This is a genomic window from Microbacterium sp. PI-1, from assembly GCF_004337555.1.
GTDB classification, from domain to species: Bacteria; Actinomycetota; Actinomycetes; order Actinomycetales; family Microbacteriaceae; genus Microbacterium; species Microbacterium aurugineum.
The window spans coordinates 101,973-120,788 of the sequence record NZ_SJYZ01000003.1 but is presented as its reverse complement, the minus strand read 5'-3'; the positions used below and the strand labels follow the sequence as shown (position 1 = coordinate 120,788).

The following is an 18,816-nucleotide window of genomic DNA, read 5'->3' as shown; positions in this document are numbered from 1 at the left end:
CCGCCACCCCCTGCTACTCGCTTGCGTCCGGGTCGGACGCGTCCTCGACGCTGCCAGCGGGCGGCGTCGCCGGTGCCGCCGGAGCGGTCTTGTCGGCTGCGGGCTTGGCAGCCTTGTTGCGTGGCGTGCGCGCCTTGCGGGGCGTGCTCGTCTTCGCTGCCGCCTTCTTGGGCGCGGCCTTCGAGTCGGACGTCTTCGACTTCTGGTCGAACACGCCCAGTCGCTTCGCGTCTTCGTCGGACAGCATCAGCGTGGTCTTGTGCGGGTGCCGTCCTTCGGTGACGACTTCGTATGCCTGCAGTCCCATGTCTCCTCCTGAAGATCGGGTCACGTTCGAGTCGACGGGGATCACCGTGGTCTGCGGCCCACACGCGCGATGCGGTGCGCCGCAGACTTTGCATTTCGCCACGGTGATCCCCTTTCGACTACGCGGTCAGGTCGACCGAGACGAACGCCTTCGGACGGGTGACGCCGAACGCGACGCGCTCCTCGCCGAGGATGGCGACGAGGTTGCGGATGAAGAAGTCCGCGTGCGAGTCGGTCGCGGTGATCGACGCCTGCTCACGGTCCCAGAGGACCGCCTTCGAGAAGTCGCCGACGAGCGCCGTGCCGGCCGCGATGGCTTCCGACTCGACGACGGGCATACCCCAGACCGGGCGGTTGCCCGCGGGTCCGAACGGGCCGAGGCCGTAGAACTGCTCGTCGCCACCGGTGGCGCGAGCGAGATCGATCCGCTCGGCATCCTCGGGGTTGACGACCATTCCGTTCGGGATGACGCGGCCGACGGTGCGGACCTTGGTCTTCGCCTTGCGGATGGTGGTGAACAGGTCGTCGGTCCACGCCTGCGTCTGGATGCCGGAGGTCTGCAGGATGCCGGTCAGGTTCTCACCCGAGCCGGATCCGTTGAGGATCTGGTCCTCTTCCTCCTCCGCCAGGTCGGCGCGCAGCTCGTCGTCGATCAGGCCGCGGAGCTGCGACGCGTCGGCGAGGCCGCGCTTCGTGGCCGGGACCCACTCGGCGATCGTCTTGACGGTGGCGGTGACCTTCTCGAAGGCCATCGTCCCCTCGGGCTTGTACCCGCCACCGGCAGCCGGCACGAGTGCGCCTGCGGTTCCGGGAGCGGTCGGCGCTGCCGCCGACGTCGCCTCGGGCACCGGTGCGGCGCTCGAGAGCTGCGTGGTCTGGCGCACGTACTCGACCGTGTCCGTCTCGGTCTGGCGGACCGAGATCAGATCGCGGACCGTGAGCTCGCGGCGGCCGAGCAGTTCGAGGATGCCGGTGTACTCCGTGTTGACGAAGGCACCGCCCGAGGTGTCGGATGCGCCGGTGACGAGCGCCTTGAGGCCCATCGGCTGCGACTGCACGCGGGCCTTCTCCTGGATGTTCCCGTTCGGGAACTGTCCGAGGAGACCCTTGTACTCCTGCGACTCGACGAACATCTGACCGATGCTCTTGAGCTTCGACGGCTGGCGGAAAGCCTCAGGCGTCGCCTTCTCGCCGGCAGGCTCGAGGCCGAGGTCGACGCCGATCTCCGAGAGCGCCGACTTCAGCGCCTCGGTCGACTGCGTGCGCTCGAAGTCCTTCTTCGCCGCCTTGTAGTCGAGAAGAGCCGCGGTGGCCTTCTCGTTCTCCTCCGGCGTGAGGTCGCGACCTTCGCGCTCCGCAAGCTCCGAGATGTCGCGCGCGGTCTTCAGCGCTGCGCCCATCCGCTCCTTGATTGCTGCACTCATGTGCGTTGTCCCCTTTCAGGACTAGATGGTTTCGAACTCGCCCTGCGCGAGCTCGAGCTGCAGACGCGTCAGGGCGGACGGCGTGCGCGTGGGCTCCTCGACGGCCTTGACCCCATCGGGCTCTTCGGTCGTCTTGGCCGGTTCGCTTCCGCGGGCCTTGCCTTCGTCTTCCTGCTCGCCGACTGCGGCGAGCACGTCCTTCACCGCGGTCACTCCGGACTGGATCTGTTCCAGCGCGGAGCGCAGCGCGGTCTCGTTCTTCGCGGAGAGCACGCGGCCGGCCTTCATCCCGTGCTTCACTGCGAGGATCTCTGTCTCGGCGTTCGCGCCGAGCGGCACGACGGACACCTCGTAGAGGGTCAGGTCGAGCAGCTCGTTCACGTCGATGCCGTCGACCGTGCCTCGTCGAGAGGACTCGGTGTCGAAGGCGAACGACATCTGCGCAACGCGACCGCCCTTGATGAGGCGGTACACCTGCGCGGCCTTCGGGTTCTCGAGGTCGAGGACGCCTTCGACCCAGAGGCCGTGCTCGTCTTCCTTCGCTTCCTCGATGTGACCGATGTTCGAGAAGGGATCGTAGAAGTCGTGCCCCCACAGCAGCGGCAGCTTCTCCTCCTTCTCCGCCCACTCGGCGAGCGTGCGCTCGAACGCGCCCTTGCGGACAACGTCGCCGTAGCTGTCGACGTTGTCGAACACGGAGGCGTAGGCCTGGAAGGTCCCGTCGGCGGTTTCGTCGCCGATCGCCTTGACCTTGACGGTGCAGATCTTCAGATCCATCGCGGGACCCTCCTACTCGAAGTTGATCTCGACGTCGCAGGAACAGCCGGCGACCTCGTCGACGTCGAGTGCTGAGCTGTCGCCCGGCCACTTGGCGCCATTGGTGAACGTGGAATCGATGGGAACTGTCTGTCCGGCCATCGCTGCGTGCGATGCTCGGGGGTTGCTGGATGTGACGATCCACGTCTTCGTCGCGGATCGGGTACCTCGCACCTGCTGCACGGCTTCGACTGAGGCGAATCCGGCGAGCGAGGTCGCGAGCGTGAGCCCTCCCTGCTGCGCCCTCGCGGACTTCGCGACGTCGAAGACGTGCGCGACCGCCGCCGGCGTGTCCTCGTCACTCGCGATCGCCGCAGTCACGGCAGCCTCGGTGGCGGCGTTGATGCTCGATGCGTTTGCGGATGAGACCTTCCGCATCCACGCCATCGTCCGATCGACGTCGTACTCGTCAGGGTCGACGCCGAGACGTTCGAGCTGCTTCCGCGCGACGGTCGTCGTGATCGACGACGACAGCGCCAGCAGCGCCCCGCCGAGTTCTCGATCCCACCGTTCGCCGTCCCACCAGTCCGCGTTCTTCGCGCCGAGCGCGGAACGCACGGAGCGCTCCTGACGCTCGAAGAATTCCGCGAGCACCTGCGCCGATTTCGCAACCTGCGGTGCCGAGGGCCGCGCCTTCGACTGCAGACGCGCCGTGATCGCCTTGACGGCTTCCTCGTCCGGCACATCTCCGCCGCCTGCGCCGGCTGCGACCTGATCCGTCGGGGACGCAAGACCTCCGATGAGCACGTTCAGCGGCACGACGAGCTCGTCGGCGCCGTCGATGCGCGGCAGGTTCAGCTTTGCGCGCGCTTCGTTTCGCGTGAGGAACGGCGCACCGACCGAGGACTGCATCTGAGATGCCTGCTCTTCGAAAGAACCGCGCAGCTTCTCCATCATGTTGAACTCGTTGTAGAGGTCATCTGTGTCGTCGAAGTCCGGGAGGATCTGCAGCGCGATCTCCTGCTGCACCTCCTGCAGAATCGGCCCGAGCGTGTCCTGATAGAGCATCTTGTGCTGCTCTTCGATGTTGCCGAAGGTCGCATGATCGAGGATGCCGACCATGGGCGGCGGGATGAAGTATGCCGCGGCGGCCTCTTCCCGTGAGAGCTTGCGCGCCTCGATGTACTGCATGTCCTTCGCGGAATGACCCGCGGCGACGAACGTCATCCCGTCCTCAAGAACGGGTGTACCCCCGCCCTCAGTCGCGGTCTGCCCGGCGTACTGCGAGCGCCACCCTGTCGCGAAGCGCTGCCGTGCGGCTTCCTCCCACTTCGGCGCGTCCTTCGGCCGCTGGATGTAGCCACCGATTCGAGCACCGTTGCGCATGGCTTGCTCGCGCATCTGGCCGGCGGCGTACTCCTCGGAAAGGACGCGACGAAGCGATTCAATCGGGGAGAGCCCGTAGCGCTCGTCCTCGGGGTTGTACCCGCGAAAGTAGACGACGTCTTTCGCGTTCAGGGTGGTCTTGCCTCGGTTGCCCTTGACGATGAACTCCGTCGGCGCTAGCCAGTTGTCATCGTCCTTGATCGTCCACAGGCGCGGCGGGATCCGCACGAGCATCGACCGGCCGTCCTGCCACACTTTCACCCATAGCGCGCGGTCGTAGATGCCACGGTCGGCGATGAGGGAGAAGATGAGGCGGTAGCCCGTGGTGTACGGGTTCGGTGTGCGCATCATCTGCGCGAACGGGTGATCCGTCACTCGTGCACGGTCAGAGTCATCGAGACGTCTGAACGTGTGGAGCGAGAGTTGCGCGATGTTGCGGGCGAGAAAGTCGACCACCGTTCGCACCGAGGGCTGCTGGCGGTAGATCGCGGAGTAGTCCTGCGACAGGTCGTCGCTGATCTTCAGTGCGGTCGGCGCCTGGTAGGTCGGCTTCTGGACGGCGAGGAGCTTGCCCTCAGAGACAGCGAAAACCATCGTGTCTCCTCCCCTACGGTGCCTGCACGAACAGCACCTGCGCGCGGTCGATGACGGTGTCGCCATCGAGCCCGGCCGGTTCCGTGCCCTGCTCGAAGTACGTCGCGTTCTTCAGGATGATCAGGTTCCCCGGGTCGCGGTACAGCACGCCCGAGATGGATGCCCCGCTCGTGAGGTTCACGATCACGGTTCGGTGCAACAACACCTTCCGAAGTGCGCCCATATCAACACCTCTCGTCAGACGACCATGAGGTCGTTGCTCTCGTAAGCCGAGGCCGAAGGCGGCGCCGGGTTCGTCTGCAGCAGCCCGACGGCGGCGATGAAGGCCAGCAGCGGCGAGGCATCCGCCGGGGATGCCTTGCGGTCGATGACCCATCCGTCGCCGACGGCCTTGATCTGCGCGGTTGACGCGGCGACGTCGAGCACCGGCTGCGCGCCGTGGGAGATGCGCACGCGATCGCGGAACTCGTCCTCGGTCTCGCCCTTAGGCGACTCGTCGGTCGCGGCCTTGCGGATCATGTCGTAGACGGCGCCGTGCCATCCGGCGAGCTTGTCCTCGCCCCACGGTGTGACCTCGATGCCGGCGTCCTCGAAGTCGCCCCACATCGACGAGATCGGCGCGCCGCGTCGCTGGAATGCGACGTGCGTCGGCGCGATCTTCCTCACCGGGGAGAGCAGCCACGGCAGCACCCAGTCGGGGCCGGCGCGCTGCGCGACGATCTCGCCGCGGATCCGCCCCTCGGTGTCCCAGAAGGCGAGCGCGATGTAGACCATCGTGCGGTCGTGTGACATGTCGATGCCGTAGCACGCGGGCCGGTCGGGGTCGCGGGTGACGTCGCGCTCGACGCGATCGTTCTTCGTGTCGAGGGTGGCGGCCCACGACCCGGTCGGGAACGGCCCAGTTCCGAGCATGTTCACGAACTGGCACATGACCTCGGTGCGGAACACCCACTCGGGATCCGTCGAAGCGGCGGCGGCGATCGAGCGCAGGTCGATCGTGTAGCCGAGCGAGGGGTTCGCCTCAGCCCAACCTTCGCGATCCCACACCCCACGGCCGGGCGCCGATGACCACTCGAAGATGCCGAGCGAGTCGTCAACCTCGGTCGTCTCGTCCTGTGCGTCCCCGAGCTTGTCGAGGTCATCCATGCCGTCCTTGCCGTCCGGCCAGCCGAGCGCGCGGTGCGCGAGCGAGCGGAGACGGCGGAGGACGACGGATGCCATGTCGCCGGCGTTGGATGCGGCCCAGATCTGCGCGAGCCTGCGCGCCATGGTGGTCTTCGTGACCGCGCCCCATGCCTGCCAGTTCTGATGCTCGCGCAGCTCGTCGAGCAGCACGAGGTCTCCGGAGAGACCGCGGCCGCCGCGACGCGATGCCGCGGCGACCTTGTACCGCTCACCGGAGTCGAGGCGCAGCGCCTTCTTCCCATTGGTGCGATCGACGTGCTCGATGAGCTCGGCGAGCTCGGGGATGCCCTCGGCGATCTCGACCGCACCGGACCACTGCTCCTCGGCGATGTCGAGCGACTGCGCCGTGCCGATGACGAGGGGTGCGCCCTCGGCGTACATGCGCCACAGGGCGAGCACCTGCATCAGTGTCGACTTGCCGTTCTGGCGGGCGACGAGCAGCAGGATGGTCTTGAAGCGGTAGGTGCCGTCGGGGTTCAGCTCGAGCGCGCGGATCAGCAGAGCGCGTTGCCACGGCAGCAGTTCGATCTCGAGGATGTCCTCGGCGAACTCTATGCAGGCGAATCCCTTCGACGTCGCCGGGGTGAGTTCGCGCAGCGGCGGTGTGCAGATGCGCGGCTCGGTGCATCCCACGCGTCGGCGGAATGACTCAGCGCGCGTCGGCCCGCCGACGGCCTTGAGGTATGTGGTGCCCGGTCCCTTGGTCGCGCTACGCCGAGCGGCCCGAGCGGAGGGCGGTGAGCTTCGCTTTCTTGCCACCTTCGCCCCCGTCCTTCACCCCGAGCGCCTTCCGGCCGGTCGGAGTGAGGCCGAGCTGATCGCAGTACTTCAGGTAAGCCGAGATCGAGACGTTGTCGTTCTGGGGCACAGCCGGTCGTGCGCCCTTCGTCTCGGCAGCGTCTTCGAGCGCCCAGTCGACGATCTGATCCCACGCGTCGATCTTCCGCGCGAGAGCGCGCAGCGCTTCGATCGCTCCGGCATCCATGTCGGTCAGAATCTTCGACGCGGCTTCGAGCGACTTCTCGGTCGCAGCGACCATGTCCACAGGGCCGGGGAGTGCGGTCTCGATCGACCGCAGGGCCAACGGCAGCAGCTCGTCCCGCATCTCCGGAGTGAGGGACGACGCGTCCATGATCCGATCGGCGACGATGCCGTGTGCAGCGTCCGGTGATCGCGGTGTCACGATCGCGACCGGGTCGATGCCGAGGTTCTTCGCCTCCTGCATTCCGGACCGCTTCGTGGCGGCCAGAACGATCACTCGCATCGGGGATACTCCTTTACCGCGCGCGACCCCCTCCTCACGGTGCGGGGGGAGAGAGATCACTGCCGGAGAAGTGGCCTCGGTCGTCAGTCTGTAGAGATTGAGACGCCCCTACCCCTATGCGCGGATGATCTCTGCACTCGGGCTCGAAGCGACGCACGCATGGAAGCTGTCCCACACGCTCGGGTCGGTCAGCTCTCGGTCGACTCCGGTGTCCAGATAGACGGTGTCGACGCTCACCCCTCGATGGCCTCGACCCTGGTACGAGCGGAAGACGATGCGACCACCCGACATGAGCTCGATGCGCTCGGCACCGTTCGCCGACGACACTCGTGACACCTCATCAGCATCCAGGCGCGACCGGCACTCATCGAACGACGCGCGGACGTCCCTGCCGTTGATGCCGACCACCATGATGTGGCGACCCTGCATGGCCTCTTCGACCATGCCTGCAGCCACGTAGCGATTCAGCATCTGTCACTCCTCAGTCCGTGAACGCCTGGATCTCGACGTGAGCTGTACCGACCTCGTATCCGCGCTTGGCGGATTCGTGCTTGGTGCTCACATGGATGGGGATCTCGACCGTGCCGACCTCGACCGGCTCACTGTCCCCTACCTGGATGAGCACCTTGCCCTTGATGGTCGAGATGATGGCAGCCATCACTAGGCCTTCGACGGAGACTGCTCGACGGATGCGTCCGCCGACGTCGGGGCAGCGGGCTTCGCGGGTGCCTTGCGTGCCGGCTTGCGCGGGGCCTTCGGTGCTGCATCTTCCGTGCTCGGTGCTGGCTGCTTGCGGTGCCACGTCGCGCCGTCCTTCGTCACCTCGTAGTGGCCGTTGCCGGCGTGCGTGGTGAACGTGGACTCGTTGACGTGCACCTCGACGGTCTTGCCCTTCAGAGGACCGTCGGTGATCGCGATCTTGCGCATGCTGTCCATGGTCAGAACTCCTCGCTGGTCTCGCCCATCGTGGGCTTCGCTTCACCGGCCTGCTTCGCCCGGTTGCATCGCGTGTGCGATGGCTGACAGTTCGTCGGATCGAGGAGCAGCTGGGGCTTCCCCATCGCGAGGCACCGCTTCCGGCTGATCTCGTGATCGAGCTCGAAGCTATTCCGCGCGTTACGTGGACCGTCATACTCGATGTCCGCCTGCCCACAGAGAGCGCACGGTGCGTTCCTCGCGCGCCACTCGGCCTTCAGCGTCGCGCGAAGGTCACGGTAGGCACGGGAGTGAATGACGTCAGACACGACCGCGGACGACCATGCCCGCGACGATCTCGGCCATCGATACGAAACCGAGGCCGCGCACCTGGTGGTAGACGCGAGTCGGTCTCTTCTGCGGCTTCGAATAGCGGACGCCGGCGCGCTTGCGGGCCTTCCTGGCAGCAGTGCTCACGGTCAGCCTCCAATGCGCGAAGAGGTCCAGCTTGCTCAGCCCGCGCGCGAGGTAGGTGCGCCGCAGCAAAGGCGAGCCGGAAGTCAACGCTCTCCACCGAGGATTCGAACCTCGACCTCACGGACCCGAGCCGTGCGCCCTGGTATTAGGCCAGCGGAGATCACCCAGGAGCGACGAAAGCCCCGCCAGATCGGCGAGGCTTCGGGTCATAGTTCAGGTGCAAGCACAGCTTAACACCGACTGGCGACACACCGCAGAAGAATCATGTCGGCGAGTCGGACGCGGGTGAAGATGCGCCACCGAAGTCTCCAGTTCAGGTCATCGATGTCATGCTGTCTTCGTGCAGGCAGAACTGATCGGTTGGATACAGGCAGGCGGCTCGATCGTCCTCATCGGTGTCACGGCTTGGTACGCGTGGTTGACATCGAAGATGTCGAAGGCGGCCGTCGACTCGGCTGAGAGCGCCCGGTTAGCGGCTGAAGCCGCCTCAGCGTCCGTGCTTGCCGCCATGGCGAACATCAAGGTTGAGTTCAGGCTCGCTCAGTCGTACTACTTCACCAATGGCAAAGAGAGCCTCGGAGTTAGCGTCTGGTCGGCAGGGTCCACCGTCTTCGTGCATCGGGCACACTTACGTGTCGCCTACTACATGGGGCGAAGGACGCGAGACGGAGGCTGGCCGGTAAAGACGATCGCGCAGGACCACAGTCTCGAACCAGTCGACGTCGACTTGCCCATCCGGCTGCATCGCAATGAGCGAGTCGAGTTCGTCCTGTCCCCCGCGCTCGCACATCCAAACCCTCCCGCGGGTGTCTCGCGGCTCGAGATGTCAATCTGGTACTCGCTCGACGGACGCGGCGAAGGCACCGAACGGATCGTCACATGGGACAACCCCGAGTCATCGTGACCCGTGCGTGCGGCCGGCGACAGCCTCGACGCGTGCGCGCGGCGGCTCCCCGGTATCCGAGGTACTCGGCTATCGACTCTGGCTCTCGCGCCTGGGAGATCCTAGAGTGACGCGCATGGATTTCGAGTGGATGAAGTGGGGTGTCCCCGCCCTGATCTCGACAGGCGGAGCGGTTCTCTCGATCATCAGCCTCGTGCGCGCGGGGCGCGCAGACAGACGCTCAGAGCGGACCGAGCGTCTAGATCGAGTGCAGTTCGAGTTGCGAAATGCTCGCAATCAGCCCGGCCTGTATCGGCTTTTCAATGTCGGAACAGATGCGGTGACCGGTGTGGAAGTCGAGGCGACAGCCGCACTCGGAGTCGCGTACATAGGCCAACGGACGGCGACCAAACTCAATCCCACGGAATGCATCACCTTCACGCTGTCCTTCACAGATGTCAACGTTCCGGTATCGCTACGAGTCACGTGGTCGGGACCGTTCGCGGGCGAACGCTGGGTGCTGTTGCCCGAGGACCCTGCCGCGCCGTGGGCTGGTGTGATCTGGAGTCCGCCTTCCTCAGCTGGATAGGTGCCCGCTAGGAGCTCGGCCCGTCGGCAGGCGCAGACTTCTTTGCTCCGCTGCCCTGGTGACCGTGCTGCCCAGTATCGACGTCGGTCATTCGTGGCGTTCCTTTCTGATCGCCGTGCGAGGCACGGCATACTGAGCGGATGAACTGGGATTCGTTCGTGCCAGACCTGATCGTCGGTATCGCGACTGGTGGTCTTGTGGGTCTGGTCGTCCTGGGCGCGGAGCGACGAATATCCGGTCGGGCCCGGCGCCGCGAGGTTGAGGACGCTCAATCGAACGCAGTAGAACGCGCCCGCGCCTTGTTGCCTCACAAAGTGCGGAGCAAAACAGATGTCGAGGTCCTCCACCTCGACATGGCGCAGTTTGATCGACTACGCGAGGTAATTCGGTCTGTCCCATCAGGCGAACCGCGCGAACTCGTGCCGGGTTACTCCTGGGCGGCTGAGGCGTCGCGCCTGGCTGACGACATAGAGGCTCTGGCCGATGCTCTCGATGGTCGAATCTCCGACTACACGCGAGACACCCCGAGTGACATGAACACTGCGAAGTGGATGCGAAAGACGATCAGCGAACTCGCCTCCAATCAAGGATCCACCCACAGTGCCTGGGAATGGCAATGGAACCGTGACGTTCACCCGCGGTACGCCCTCATGATCGGAAACGACACTGAGCTCACGGCGATGGTTAATAGGTACCTGTGGAAGTGCGACCTCCTCATCGCGCACCGCGAAGCGTTCCAGGAGGCGGACGAGATCTGGCGCACGCGATCGTGGGAAGTGACGCGACCAGATCCCGTCGGCTACAAGCCGAGCCTGATTCAGGCCCTCCTCCGCCCTTGGAAGAGAAGGCGAGCGTTGGCGCGTGCTCGCTGGGACGCCGATCAGGCGGCCGGAGCGATCGTGATCGCGGCGCACGCTGCCGCCTAGCCTGAACTGCTGGCAACCGCCGCCTCCTGCGTGAACCGATCGAGGTCGGCATCGGTCACGAACCGCTTCCCAAGCTCGTCGTGCGCCTTGGTCATGACAACTCCTCGCGTAGCTGCGTGAACTGTGACCGGCTCTGGTTCCCTCGCATCTCTTCGGCGGCCGCGTCGACAGCCGAGGCGTGTACGTACTTCATGACCGACCCCCGGGGCCCACGGTGCTGAGCGACCACGGTGACGGCCTCCTTCTGAACCCACCTCTGCACCTGACGCTGGGATACCTTCGCGCGCTTCGCTGCCTGCTGCAGCGTCAACAGCGGGTCGTACCACTCGCGCACCGGCACCGCCTCGGGCTGATCGTGACCCTCGTCGTCCGGGTAGATGAACACGTCGGTGCGGCGCTCAGCGCCCCACTTAGCCATCGCGTCCGCGACCGACCAGCCCTCGCGCAGCCCCTCGACCTCCGGGTGCCTGTCGAGCACCACCTCCCCGAGCCAGGTCATCACCTCGAGGTCATTCGAGTAGTCCGACAGGGGGACGTGCCACCACGGTTCAAGTTTCTCAAGGACGGCCAGGGCGTCGATGAGGTCCGCGTCGATCGGGGCCGGCGGCTCGGTCGCCGACGAACGTCCGCCCGGCGCCTTGTCCGTCGGCGTGGCCTTCATCGGGTCCGCGAGCGACCGCACCCGGCCGATCAGGTCCGGACCGTCGGCGAGAAGAGCACGCATCCGGCCGAAGCAGCGATCGCAGATCATTGACCCGTCACGGCAGTCGCGCGGCGCGCAACCGTCACACGGGAACGCGCCCTCGTAGTCCGGCCCACTGAACTGGCACGCTGCATAGTGCTCGCCCCGGCGCACGCACCCGCGGACGCAGTATCGCTCAGACATCGTGATCCTCCGGCCAGTTGCAGTTCATGTGGTCATCGAGCGTCCAGCCGACCGGGACGACGTCCTTGCAACTCGGGCAGGTCCGAGAGGACTCGCACCCGCATGCGCAATCCACGAACTCGTCGCCGTCAGAGAGCGCCTGGTGGATGCAGATCGAATGCTTCCCGTCCCGGCACTCGGGGCACGTCGCCCGCTCCGGTAGATCGGTGCACACGCAGTCGACCTCTTCATCGGGATCCCGAGACACGATGATCGACAGCTTCCCGTGGCAGTACGGGCATGCATCCTGTGCTTCAGAACGGAGTGTCGTCGCCAAAGGTCCATCCCCCTTCCGTGGGCGGCTCGGCGGTCGCCCACTGCTCTTCGTTCGACGGCTGCGCCGATGATCCCTTCGCGTCAGCCGTCTTGGCGGCGCGGGTGACCTGCGCCGTCGCGTACCGGAGACTCGGGCCGATCTCGTCGACTTCCAGCTCGATCGCCGTGCGCTGGTTGCCCTCGCGGTCCTGATAAGAGCGCTGGCGGAGGCGCCCCTGTGCGATGACGCGCAAGCCCTTCGTGAGCGACCCGGCGACGTGCTCGGCGAACTCCCGCCAGCACGATGCCCGGAGGAACAGCGCCTCGCCGTCCTTCCACTCGTTCGCGGCCCGGTCGAAGGTCCTCGGCGTGCTCGCGATCGTGAAGTTCGCCACGGGGAGACCGTTCTGCGTGTAGCGCAGCTCGGGATCCGCCGTCAGATTGCCGACGACAGTGATCACGGTCTCGCCGACCATCAGCTCGCCTCTCCGTAGACCTTGCCGTAGTCGATCCCGGTGACGCGCAGCTGCTTCCCGAGCAGCCAGGACCGCGCCTCAGGGATGCCGGCGTACGTCGCGACCTCGGGCCGCAGGTAGGCGAGCGTGAGGTGCGGCTTGTACTCGGCGAACGAATCGACGTGCGGCAGGACGCTCAGTGCTGCGTTCATCTCGGCGAGCTCGTCACCTCCGAGCCGCGCGACCAGGCACCCGTACGGGAGATCGAGGTAGGGCGACGGGAAGACCTCGATGTCGACGACCTCGACGGACACCTCGAGGGGCCAGCCGATGAGTTCGTCGATGATCTGCTTGCGTTCGTGCGACGGCGTCAGCAGGCCGTACTTCGCTGTCACATGCGCGCTGTTCTCCGCGACCGGTCCCTGCACCCATGTGCGGTAGTCGCCCTCGGGTGCGTAGACGTAGTCGCTCTCGACGATGCGGACGCCCCAGCTCTGCTTGTCCAGCTGTTCACGGACGTCGAGCGGGTCGAAAGTCAGACCCACGAATCCCAGGGTCTTGATGTCGACGCCGATGGACGCGAGCATTTCCTCTCGCCCGACGAATTGGTTCCTGTTGCTCATGCTGCTGCTCTCCTGTCTGATCGTGTGATCTTCGGCTTCTCGAGCTCCCGGCGGAGCTTGGTCCTGTACGACGGCTCTTTCGCGTACCTCGCGCAACACCGATCCAGGAACTCCGCGAGCGCCATGTCAGAACGGTTCATCGCTCCACCCCTCTCCCTGTCTCATGTCCCAGCGGCGAATGTCGAGGAAGTGCTTGTTGCGTAGCCGTGCGTTCTGGCAGGCGATGCAGGGTTCCAGCACTCCCCCGGGATGTTCCTCGCAGAACGGGTTCGGTGGGAGCACTTCTCGCGACATGCGGGCTGACGGAGTCTCGCCCTCGCTCGCACGCTCGCTCTCCCGCGCGCCCTCGCTCTCCCGCTCGCTCCCTCTCTCCCCCGCCAGGAGTGACTCGCGAGGCTCTCGCGAGCGCCTCGCGAATGGTGGCGGCTCGGGCAGCTCGGACTTCGTTGGCCGGTCGATGCGCCCCCAGTGGGTGAAGGCGTACAGCGAGACACCGCGGTCCTCGTACAGCGTGAGGACGTCCGCTTCGGCGAGCTCGAGCAGGTGATCCACCAGCACGGACTCGGTCACGTCGGACTGCTCCGGATACACGTCGGCGAGGATCTGCCTCAGCTCGACGCGACCGCGGCCGTGGTCGTCGGCATGCATCCGAAGCCCCTCGGCCGTCGCTCTCAGCGCCGGCGGGAGTCGTCGGATCTGCCGGAACGCCTCGACCGTCAACGTTCGTGGTCTGCTCAGCGTCATGGCGGATCGTGCCCCTCAGAATTGCGTCTACTGCTGCCGGAAGCTCGCCCAGCGGAACTCGGTAGCACTCGGTGTACCCGCGGCCGCGGCGCAGGATGGGTTCAGAGTCGTCGGCGGTGGCGAAGGCGCGCGGCCAGGTCTTCGCGAGCTCGCGGAGCGCATAGGGCTCCCACCCGGCGGGGCTGTCGCGCATCATCATGAGCACCTCGGCGCCGGTGTCGACCATGTGCCGGATTCGGGAGTCGCGCCACATGATGCCGACCTTGAGCACCTGCTCGGCGGGCCAGTACACGGCGTACACCGTGCCGGTCGTGGGACGCTTCATCGTGTTCTCGCCTTCTTCGCGGGCGTGAAGTCGCCGCGGCGCTGCCGGTGCGACTCGGTCGTCTTGGAGCAGAGGCCGAACGTGTCGAGGCGGTTCACGACCTGCCCGCATAGGCGGCATGTCGGCTTTCCCTCGTGGATCATGTCGACGATGCGGAGCTCGGCGAGAGTGACGTCCCGGTTGGGTCTCCATTCCCTCTCGTCGACCGAGGAGAGCGCGTGGGCGATGTTCGCCTCGAGGATGGCGCTCATGCTGCGTCCTCGATGAGCTCGGCCTCGCGCTGCCGCTGCCACGCCCGCTCAAACTTCGCGAACGTGATCCGCGGGTGCGTCTCCCAGTGCTCGACGAGCTCCTCAGAGGCATACGCGAGTGCACGCGTCTCGTTCCCCATGAACAGCGAGAACGGGTCGATACCCTTCTCGCGGCCGCGGGCGTTGAGCATGGCACCGCGCGTGGCCTCCTCCGCGGCGACGAACTGCGCATAGAGGGTGTTGTCGTACTCGGCACGGCACTCGCGCCATGCGGCGAACGCCTCGCTCACGATGCTCATGCGATCGCCTCGCGTTCCGCGGCCCAAGCCTCAGCGCGCTTCACCCACTCGGAGAACGCCGGGTTTGGCTCGTAGCCATCGAGCGACCTAACCCATCGGGTGGGGCGCCCCTCGACGACCGCGTTGTACTCGTCACGCAGCGCACCGACCTTCGTCGTCCCTCTGCGCTTGTCGGCGGGCCGCGGGGGCAGCACTATGGAGCGGCTCATGCGATCGCCTCATTCCAGAGCAGCCACTCGGCACCGTAGACGCTGCAGCCCATCTCCATCGCCACGGCGCGGGAGATCCGGATGCGGCTCACGCCCTCGAAGCGGTACCAGGACATCTCGAGCGGGTAGAAGACCGGCACGCGTTCGGGGTGCTTCACCCAGCGTCGGACCTTCCACCCGAAGCGGAGCGCCTGCGCCTGCAGCGCGCCCTCGCACGCGGCGTTGCAGAACGCGCACAGCGACAGGCCATCGACGGGCGACGGGACGTTCTTCGACCCGCCCATACCCACCGCGCGGCGGTGCTGAAACGTGAGCACGAGCACACCGCACGCCGCGCACCGGCGCTCATCCCGCTGGTAGACCGCGTTGCGGGTCTCCGCGGTCGGCGCGCTCATCGGGTCACCCCCGATAGAGTGCCGCCATGGAAATCGACTGGCTGTGGCCTCTGCTCGTCGGGTCGGGCCTGACATACGGCTTCACAAGCCTTGAGGGACTTCGCAGCCGGAAGCACCAGGACCGTCGCGATGCTCGCGAACAGCTGTCGGAGGCACTCGACCTCGCCACGACGATCTCCGCTGAGCTGGCCGGGAGCCAAGCGAGGAACCGATTTGGGAATGACGCAGTCGATCCCAACTCGCCGGCATTCACCCAGCTGGCCGCGATCGAAGAGAAGCTGCCCGACCCAGAAGTACGCAAAGCTGTGAAGCTCACGGGATACATACTCAACATCGCGCAAGCCGCCGAGCAGCTCGGCGTTTGGCAAGACGAAGCCGGCCATGTACAGCGTGGAGCGGTCGGACGCCTGCGAAGCATTCTTGGCGCTTCTGTGAGAGGCGAGCGAAAGATCCCAGTCAAAGACCTTGAGTGGCTGATCGATCGCCGCCGCGAGGCTCAGGCCGCGATCGAAGAGGCTTTGAGTAGTTAGATCGATCCCGCCCGATAGAGTGCGGGCATGTCGAAGCAGGACGTGACGCTCCACTACAACGGGACTGAGTTTCTGATCTCGATCGAGGACAAGGACAAGATCGAGTATCAGATTCAGCAGGGCCGACAACTGGTCTGGCACTTCTACCCGGTGAACGCTCCCAACACGATGGTCGGCGTGCACATCGGCCCCGGTGTCCCCCTCCATTTCACAGCGGCTCGCGGGTATCGCGATGACTACGAGGGCCTCGACTGACTGCGCGGAAGCGCGGCACGTACCGTCCCCCCTCGCTCCACACACACGACATGCCCCCGATAGAGTTCGGGCATGACTGAAAACGCTGTGCCTGAACTCCCGGCGGCAATCGGCGAGTCCGTGAATTTCAACGGCGGATCCTCCGGGAGCCCCGTCACGGTCACGCGCGTCGGAGAGAATGCCTTCGAAGTCCGATACGACCTGAACCCGTCCTACCTCGCGATCCTGGAGCAGGACGGCAGAGATTCCTTCTTCCTCACGCCTGCACCGGGTGTTGGCGCAGTCGGCGGCGGATGGGATGCGTGGTCGTTCTTCTACGAGCATTTCTGAGCTCGCCCTGACCGCGCTCATCGGTGCGCCCCGAACTGCGCGGCGATAGCGCGGTTGATGTTGAGCATCGCGTTGACCTTCGTGCGCAGGGCGCGCTCGGTGCCGGCGGCGTAGTGGTACTCGGCTTTGACGTCGTGCCATGCCTCGAGTTCCGCCTGTGCGTCGGTGTCTGCCATCGCGCGGGCGAACGTCGCGGGGACGTTGTTGCGGCCGTAGTGGGCGAGCTGGGTCTGCTTCCTCGCGATGTAGGCGCGCTCGGCGGCGTAGCGGCGGGCGTTGATCTCGAGCATCACGTCGGGCAGCTTCTCCATCAGCCCGACGGACTCGCGGATGAAGTACTCCATCTCGGTCGGGTTGGTCGGCTGGTAGTCGAGGAGCTGCGCGCCCGCCTTGATCGCGAACGTCGCAGCCTCGGTCGTCATCACCTCGCCCGTGCTCGGGTTCGTGAACATCAGCGGCGCCCCTTCTTGCGTGCCACGGCGCGGCGAGCGGCGCGGTTCTGCGGCGGGAGGTGATCGCGCGGTGCAGGCCTTTCGACGACGGGCGTCTCGGGCTCGGTCGCCGTCGGAGCGGCCGCGGCGGCGGACACCGCCCAGGCGGACTCGACGAGCGCCTTCCGCTGGTTGCGGGCGGTGCGGTGCAGGTCGGTGCCGGCCTTGTCGGGGGTGAAGGCGCGGACCGCGCGGGCCTCCGCTTCGAGGGCATCGATCTGCTCGATCGTCTCGGTCGCGAGGAACTCGGCCGCCCAGTAGCGCTCCGACGCCGGCGCTGTACTCGCGGGGGCGTCCGGCAGGTCGCGCTCGTCGACCTCCTCCTCGATACGGATGTCGCCGAGGAGGTCACGGAACGTCTGCCGGAAGGCGACCATTCGCACGGTCCGGCCGAGGTGCCGCATCGGCGAGCGGTCCCACTTCGCCGCCCACTCCTCGGATGCGGCGGGGTACTGCTCGGCCCAGCGGATGGTGACCTTCGTCGGGACGCGTACCTCCTTGCGGTACACCTCGACACGAGCGAACTCGGGGTGCGCGATGAGCGTGCGGACGGGCTCGCCGCTCAATCCGACCTCGAAGGTCGGCGCCCACGCTTCGGTCCAGGTCTCGCCGTCGTCGGAGAACTCGACTGAGCCGGTGCCGTCCCAGAGGCCGGAGGCGTGCACGATGTGCTCGACCTCTCCGATGGTCTTCTTCTCGATGAGCTCAGTCGTTGACATGCTCGACCTCCTGGAACTTCAGAGCGGGCGCCTTGCGGGTGGTGCGGGGGAAGTGCTTCAGCGCCGACGCCTCCAGCACGGCGAGCTCGACGCGCAGCGCCTCGACGTGCGCGTGGACCTCGGGCGCGGCGGCCTTCCATGCGGCTTCGTCGATCGACACCGTCTCGGAGACGGTGGTCTGGAACCCGCCGTGCTCGGTCATGCCGACGGCGCCGAAGCGCTGCGCACCGGGGAGCTTCGCGGTCGCTGCCTTGACCTTTGCGTTCGCGTCCTTCTCCGCCTTCACTGCGGCGTCGAGGTCGCGTTTCAGCGGCGCCCAAGCGGCGACAGCGTCCGTGACTTCGTCGGGGAGGTCGTCGACGTCGGGGCATCCGGCGTCGCGCCAGGCGATGAAGTTGTCGGCGCGGTCGACGAGGTACGCGATCATCTCCGCGTCGCGGGGCACGGGGATCCAGGTCGCGCCGTCGACGGGGGGCATGTCGTCTTCGTCGCGGACCTCGAACCCGTACAGCGCGTAGTCAGCGCCGAGGACGTGGATCTGCCACTGCATCTGCGCCATGTGCTCGACGGGGATCGTCCAGGAGTCCCAGCCGAAATCGTGGGACTTCACCTCGATGACGACGAGCGCGCCGTCTTGGTCGATTCCGATCGCGTCCGGGGTGGCTCGGTGCAGGTCATTGTCGAGCGCGGCCCACAGCGCGGCGTTGGGGGTGAGCGATGCGAGGCGCTCGGCGGCCTCGTCGAGCAGGGCGGCCTCGCGGGCGTGCCCGGCCGCGGTGGCCCGGTTGCCACGGAAGGTCGAGCCGTTCATTTTCTGCTCGACGATGGCGCGGCGCGCTTTGATGCCGGCGCGTGCGATGCGCCATGCGTCGGAGGCGGTGACGCCCTCGCCGCGCTCGAGCATCCACACGGTGCGGGGCGCGTCGCCGGGGACGACGACGCGGGCGGCGGTGATCTGCGGGGTCATGACTGGTCGTCCTTCTTCGGGAGCGGGATGAGGAATGCGGCGACGAACGTCGCGAGGCTGAGGAGGACGCCGAGGTCGGCGCCGTTGATGCCGGTTGTCGGGTCAGCCGCGGCCGGTCCGCAGATGGCGGCGGTGATGAGCGCGGCGACGACGGCGGTCATGCGTGCTGGCGACAGCGGCCAGATGCTGCGGTGATCGGTCGCGATCGGTCCGTCGATCACCGGCGCTGTACGCTCGGCGACGCTGAGGTGCCTGTCGGCGGTCATCGGGGCGAAGCTGTCGACCGGTTCGACGTTCTCGTCGGTATCCTGTGTCTGAGGCATGTGCGTGCCTTTCGT

General features: G+C 66.5%; 30 protein-coding genes. 6 read left to right on the top strand and 24 right to left on the bottom strand.

The window, feature by feature from the left end:
* Positions 1-13: 13 nt before the first annotated feature.
* The 12 genes from E0W80_RS04465 to E0W80_RS19090 all read right to left on the bottom strand — a co-directional run bounded on the left by E0W80_RS04465 (position 14) and on the right by E0W80_RS19090 (position 8,307).
* Positions 14-307, bottom strand: coding sequence for a hypothetical protein (locus tag E0W80_RS04465; protein WP_205802299.1), 294 nt, complete (start codon positions 305-307; stop codon positions 14-16).
* A gap of 118 nt (positions 308-425) precedes the next feature.
* Positions 426-1,730, bottom strand: a complete 1,305-nt coding sequence (locus tag E0W80_RS04460; protein WP_131491462.1) for a phage major capsid protein — start codon at positions 1,728-1,730, stop codon at positions 426-428.
* Positions 1,731-1,751: 21 nt separating this feature from the next.
* Complete coding sequence (locus tag E0W80_RS04455) at positions 1,752-2,507, bottom strand: HK97 family phage prohead protease (protein WP_131491461.1); 756 nt, start codon at positions 2,505-2,507, stop codon at positions 1,752-1,754.
* Positions 2,508-2,519: 12 nt separating this feature from the next.
* Positions 2,520-4,466 carry a phage portal protein gene (locus E0W80_RS04450; RefSeq protein ID WP_131491460.1) on the bottom strand — a complete coding sequence of 649 codons (1,947 nt, stop codon included), beginning with the start codon at positions 4,464-4,466 and terminating at the stop codon, positions 2,520-2,522.
* Between the two features lie 13 nt (positions 4,467-4,479).
* Positions 4,480-4,689, bottom strand: a complete 210-nt coding sequence (locus E0W80_RS04445) for a hypothetical protein (protein WP_131491459.1) — start codon at positions 4,687-4,689, stop codon at positions 4,480-4,482.
* A gap of 14 nt (positions 4,690-4,703) precedes the next feature.
* Positions 4,704-6,284, bottom strand: a complete 1,581-nt coding sequence (locus tag E0W80_RS04440) for a terminase (protein WP_131491458.1) — start codon at positions 6,282-6,284, stop codon at positions 4,704-4,706.
* A gap of 76 nt (positions 6,285-6,360) precedes the next feature.
* The gene (locus E0W80_RS04435; protein WP_131491457.1) at positions 6,361-6,915 is read right to left on the bottom strand and encodes a hypothetical protein; all 555 of its coding nucleotides are present in this window, start codon (positions 6,913-6,915) and stop codon (positions 6,361-6,363) included.
* Positions 6,916-7,029: 114 nt separating this feature from the next.
* Positions 7,030-7,386 (bottom strand): hypothetical protein, encoded by a 357-nt coding sequence (locus E0W80_RS04430; protein WP_131491456.1) that lies wholly within the window; start codon positions 7,384-7,386, stop codon positions 7,030-7,032.
* A 10-nt stretch (positions 7,387-7,396) separates the two neighbouring features.
* On the bottom strand, positions 7,397-7,573 hold the full coding sequence (locus tag E0W80_RS19095) for a hypothetical protein (RefSeq protein WP_165875390.1): 177 nt from the start codon (positions 7,571-7,573) through the stop codon (positions 7,397-7,399).
* 2 nt (positions 7,574-7,575) lie between these two features.
* Complete coding sequence (locus tag E0W80_RS04425; protein ID WP_131491455.1) at positions 7,576-7,851, bottom strand: hypothetical protein; 276 nt, start codon at positions 7,849-7,851, stop codon at positions 7,576-7,578.
* Positions 7,852-7,853: 2 nt separating this feature from the next.
* Positions 7,854-7,976, bottom strand: a complete 123-nt coding sequence (locus tag E0W80_RS19480) for a hypothetical protein (RefSeq protein ID WP_276320529.1) — start codon at positions 7,974-7,976, stop codon at positions 7,854-7,856.
* Positions 7,977-8,151: 175 nt separating this feature from the next.
* Positions 8,152-8,307, bottom strand: a complete 156-nt coding sequence (locus tag E0W80_RS19090) for a hypothetical protein (RefSeq protein ID WP_165875389.1) — start codon at positions 8,305-8,307, stop codon at positions 8,152-8,154.
* A gap of 340 nt (positions 8,308-8,647) precedes the next feature.
* Here E0W80_RS19090 and E0W80_RS04420 point away from each other — a divergent pair, with 340 nt between their 5' ends.
* The 3 genes from E0W80_RS04420 to E0W80_RS04410 all read left to right on the top strand — a co-directional run bounded on the left by E0W80_RS04420 (position 8,648) and on the right by E0W80_RS04410 (position 10,705).
* Complete coding sequence (locus E0W80_RS04420) at positions 8,648-9,211, top strand: hypothetical protein (RefSeq protein WP_131491454.1); 564 nt, start codon at positions 8,648-8,650, stop codon at positions 9,209-9,211.
* A 115-nt stretch (positions 9,212-9,326) separates the two neighbouring features.
* The gene (locus E0W80_RS04415) at positions 9,327-9,779 is read left to right on the top strand and encodes a hypothetical protein (RefSeq protein ID WP_131491453.1); all 453 of its coding nucleotides are present in this window, start codon (positions 9,327-9,329) and stop codon (positions 9,777-9,779) included.
* 140 nt (positions 9,780-9,919) lie between these two features.
* Positions 9,920-10,705, top strand: coding sequence for a hypothetical protein (locus tag E0W80_RS04410; RefSeq protein ID WP_131491452.1), 786 nt, complete (start codon positions 9,920-9,922; stop codon positions 10,703-10,705).
* A 91-nt stretch (positions 10,706-10,796) separates the two neighbouring features.
* On the opposite strand, the gene E0W80_RS04405 is transcribed toward E0W80_RS04410, so the two are convergent.
* The 8 genes from E0W80_RS04405 to E0W80_RS04370 all read right to left on the bottom strand — a co-directional run bounded on the left by E0W80_RS04405 (position 10,797) and on the right by E0W80_RS04370 (position 15,186).
* A complete protein-coding gene (locus E0W80_RS04405; protein ID WP_131491451.1) occupies positions 10,797-11,429 on the bottom strand; it encodes a hypothetical protein in 633 nt (210 codons plus the stop codon).
* A 455-nt stretch (positions 11,430-11,884) separates the two neighbouring features.
* Complete coding sequence (locus E0W80_RS04400; RefSeq protein ID WP_131491450.1) at positions 11,885-12,361, bottom strand: single-stranded DNA-binding protein; 477 nt, start codon at positions 12,359-12,361, stop codon at positions 11,885-11,887.
* The gene (locus tag E0W80_RS04395) at positions 12,361-12,963 is read right to left on the bottom strand and encodes a hypothetical protein (RefSeq protein WP_131491449.1); all 603 of its coding nucleotides are present in this window, start codon (positions 12,961-12,963) and stop codon (positions 12,361-12,363) included. Before E0W80_RS04395 ends, E0W80_RS04400 begins: the two co-directional genes overlap by 1 nt.
* Before the next feature lie 126 nt (positions 12,964-13,089).
* On the bottom strand, positions 13,090-13,707 hold the full coding sequence (locus E0W80_RS04390; protein WP_131491448.1) for a hypothetical protein: 618 nt from the start codon (positions 13,705-13,707) through the stop codon (positions 13,090-13,092).
* 321 nt (positions 13,708-14,028) lie between these two features.
* A complete protein-coding gene (locus E0W80_RS04385; RefSeq protein WP_131491447.1) occupies positions 14,029-14,283 on the bottom strand; it encodes a hypothetical protein in 255 nt (84 codons plus the stop codon).
* Positions 14,280-14,582 carry a hypothetical protein gene (locus tag E0W80_RS04380; protein ID WP_131491446.1) on the bottom strand — a complete coding sequence of 101 codons (303 nt, stop codon included), beginning with the start codon at positions 14,580-14,582 and terminating at the stop codon, positions 14,280-14,282. Before E0W80_RS04380 ends, E0W80_RS04385 begins: the two co-directional genes overlap by 4 nt.
* Positions 14,579-14,791, bottom strand: coding sequence for a hypothetical protein (locus tag E0W80_RS04375; protein ID WP_131491445.1), 213 nt, complete (start codon positions 14,789-14,791; stop codon positions 14,579-14,581). The genes E0W80_RS04380 and E0W80_RS04375 overlap by 4 nt, the downstream gene beginning before the upstream one ends.
* On the bottom strand, positions 14,788-15,186 hold the full coding sequence (locus E0W80_RS04370) for a hypothetical protein (protein ID WP_131491444.1): 399 nt from the start codon (positions 15,184-15,186) through the stop codon (positions 14,788-14,790). Before E0W80_RS04370 ends, E0W80_RS04375 begins: the two co-directional genes overlap by 4 nt.
* A 26-nt stretch (positions 15,187-15,212) precedes the next feature.
* Here E0W80_RS04370 and E0W80_RS04365 point away from each other — a divergent pair, with 26 nt between their 5' ends.
* From E0W80_RS04365 to E0W80_RS04355, 3 genes are all read left to right on the top strand, one after another.
* A complete protein-coding gene (locus E0W80_RS04365) occupies positions 15,213-15,716 on the top strand; it encodes a hypothetical protein (protein ID WP_131491443.1) in 504 nt (167 codons plus the stop codon).
* Between the two features lie 27 nt (positions 15,717-15,743).
* Positions 15,744-15,971 carry a hypothetical protein gene (locus tag E0W80_RS04360; protein WP_131491442.1) on the top strand — a complete coding sequence of 76 codons (228 nt, stop codon included), beginning with the start codon at positions 15,744-15,746 and terminating at the stop codon, positions 15,969-15,971.
* Between the two features lie 72 nt (positions 15,972-16,043).
* Entirely contained in the window at positions 16,044-16,301 is a 258-nt protein-coding gene (locus E0W80_RS04355; RefSeq protein ID WP_131491441.1) for a hypothetical protein, read from the top strand.
* A 17-nt stretch (positions 16,302-16,318) separates the two neighbouring features.
* Here E0W80_RS04355 and E0W80_RS04350 read toward each other — a convergent pair whose 3' ends face one another.
* From E0W80_RS04350 to E0W80_RS04335, 4 genes are read right to left on the bottom strand one after another with little or no spacing between them, the layout of a single operon-like run.
* Positions 16,319-16,753 (bottom strand): hypothetical protein, encoded by a 435-nt coding sequence (locus tag E0W80_RS04350; RefSeq protein WP_131491440.1) that lies wholly within the window; start codon positions 16,751-16,753, stop codon positions 16,319-16,321.
* A complete protein-coding gene (locus tag E0W80_RS04345; RefSeq protein WP_131491439.1) occupies positions 16,753-17,511 on the bottom strand; it encodes a hypothetical protein in 759 nt (252 codons plus the stop codon). The genes E0W80_RS04350 and E0W80_RS04345 overlap by 1 nt, the downstream gene beginning before the upstream one ends.
* On the bottom strand, positions 17,498-18,478 hold the full coding sequence (locus E0W80_RS04340) for a hypothetical protein (protein ID WP_131491438.1): 981 nt from the start codon (positions 18,476-18,478) through the stop codon (positions 17,498-17,500). Before E0W80_RS04340 ends, E0W80_RS04345 begins: the two co-directional genes overlap by 14 nt.
* Positions 18,475-18,801: a hypothetical protein gene (locus E0W80_RS04335; RefSeq protein ID WP_131491437.1), complete on the bottom strand. Its 327-nt coding sequence runs from the start codon at positions 18,799-18,801 to the stop codon at positions 18,475-18,477. Before E0W80_RS04335 ends, E0W80_RS04340 begins: the two co-directional genes overlap by 4 nt.
* Positions 18,802-18,816 lie beyond the last annotated feature (15 nt).

Coding starts and splice junctions, on each gene's coding strand:
- E0W80_RS04390 (WP_131491448.1), bottom strand. CDS start 13,707: ATGACGCTGAGCAGACCACGAACGTTGACGGTCGAGGCGTTCCGGCAG.
- E0W80_RS04370 (WP_131491444.1), bottom strand. CDS start 15,186: ATGAGCGCGCCGACCGCGGAGACCCGCAACGCGGTCTACCAGCGGGAT.
- E0W80_RS04410 (WP_131491452.1), top strand. CDS start 9,920: ATGAACTGGGATTCGTTCGTGCCAGACCTGATCGTCGGTATCGCGACT.
- E0W80_RS04405 (WP_131491451.1), bottom strand. CDS start 11,429: ATGCGTGCTCTTCTCGCCGACGGTCCGGACCTGATCGGCCGGGTGCGG.
- E0W80_RS19095 (WP_165875390.1), bottom strand. CDS start 7,573: ATGGCTGCCATCATCTCGACCATCAAGGGCAAGGTGCTCATCCAGGTA.
- E0W80_RS04435 (WP_131491457.1), bottom strand. CDS start 6,915: ATGCGAGTGATCGTTCTGGCCGCCACGAAGCGGTCCGGAATGCAGGAG.
- E0W80_RS04460 (WP_131491462.1), bottom strand. CDS start 1,730: ATGAGTGCAGCAATCAAGGAGCGGATGGGCGCAGCGCTGAAGACCGCG.
- E0W80_RS04425 (WP_131491455.1), bottom strand. CDS start 7,851: ATGGACAGCATGCGCAAGATCGCGATCACCGACGGTCCTCTGAAGGGC.
- E0W80_RS04465 (WP_205802299.1), bottom strand. CDS start 307: ATGGGACTGCAGGCATACGAAGTCGTCACCGAAGGACGGCACCCGCAC.
- E0W80_RS04340 (WP_131491438.1), bottom strand. CDS start 18,478: ATGACCCCGCAGATCACCGCCGCCCGCGTCGTCGTCCCCGGCGACGCG.
- E0W80_RS04365 (WP_131491443.1), top strand. CDS start 15,213: ATGGAAATCGACTGGCTGTGGCCTCTGCTCGTCGGGTCGGGCCTGACA.
- E0W80_RS04355 (WP_131491441.1), top strand. CDS start 16,044: ATGACTGAAAACGCTGTGCCTGAACTCCCGGCGGCAATCGGCGAGTCC.
- E0W80_RS04395 (WP_131491449.1), bottom strand. CDS start 12,963: ATGAGCAACAGGAACCAATTCGTCGGGCGAGAGGAAATGCTCGCGTCC.
- E0W80_RS04455 (WP_131491461.1), bottom strand. CDS start 2,507: ATGGATCTGAAGATCTGCACCGTCAAGGTCAAGGCGATCGGCGACGAA.
- E0W80_RS04385 (WP_131491447.1), bottom strand. CDS start 14,283: ATGAGCGCCATCCTCGAGGCGAACATCGCCCACGCGCTCTCCTCGGTC.
- E0W80_RS04450 (WP_131491460.1), bottom strand. CDS start 4,466: ATGGTTTTCGCTGTCTCTGAGGGCAAGCTCCTCGCCGTCCAGAAGCCG.
- E0W80_RS04345 (WP_131491439.1), bottom strand. CDS start 17,511: ATGTCAACGACTGAGCTCATCGAGAAGAAGACCATCGGAGAGGTCGAG.
- E0W80_RS04375 (WP_131491445.1), bottom strand. CDS start 14,791: ATGAGCCGCTCCATAGTGCTGCCCCCGCGGCCCGCCGACAAGCGCAGA.
- E0W80_RS04335 (WP_131491437.1), bottom strand. CDS start 18,801: ATGCCTCAGACACAGGATACCGACGAGAACGTCGAACCGGTCGACAGC.
- E0W80_RS04400 (WP_131491450.1), bottom strand. CDS start 12,361: ATGGTCGGCGAGACCGTGATCACTGTCGTCGGCAATCTGACGGCGGAT.
- E0W80_RS04430 (WP_131491456.1), bottom strand. CDS start 7,386: ATGCTGAATCGCTACGTGGCTGCAGGCATGGTCGAAGAGGCCATGCAG.
- E0W80_RS04415 (WP_131491453.1), top strand. CDS start 9,327: ATGGATTTCGAGTGGATGAAGTGGGGTGTCCCCGCCCTGATCTCGACA.
- E0W80_RS04380 (WP_131491446.1), bottom strand. CDS start 14,582: ATGAGCATCGTGAGCGAGGCGTTCGCCGCATGGCGCGAGTGCCGTGCC.
- E0W80_RS04445 (WP_131491459.1), bottom strand. CDS start 4,689: ATGGGCGCACTTCGGAAGGTGTTGTTGCACCGAACCGTGATCGTGAAC.
- E0W80_RS04360 (WP_131491442.1), top strand. CDS start 15,744: ATGTCGAAGCAGGACGTGACGCTCCACTACAACGGGACTGAGTTTCTG.
- E0W80_RS04350 (WP_131491440.1), bottom strand. CDS start 16,753: ATGTTCACGAACCCGAGCACGGGCGAGGTGATGACGACCGAGGCTGCG.
- E0W80_RS19480 (WP_276320529.1), bottom strand. CDS start 7,976: ATGGGGAAGCCCCAGCTGCTCCTCGATCCGACGAACTGTCAGCCATCG.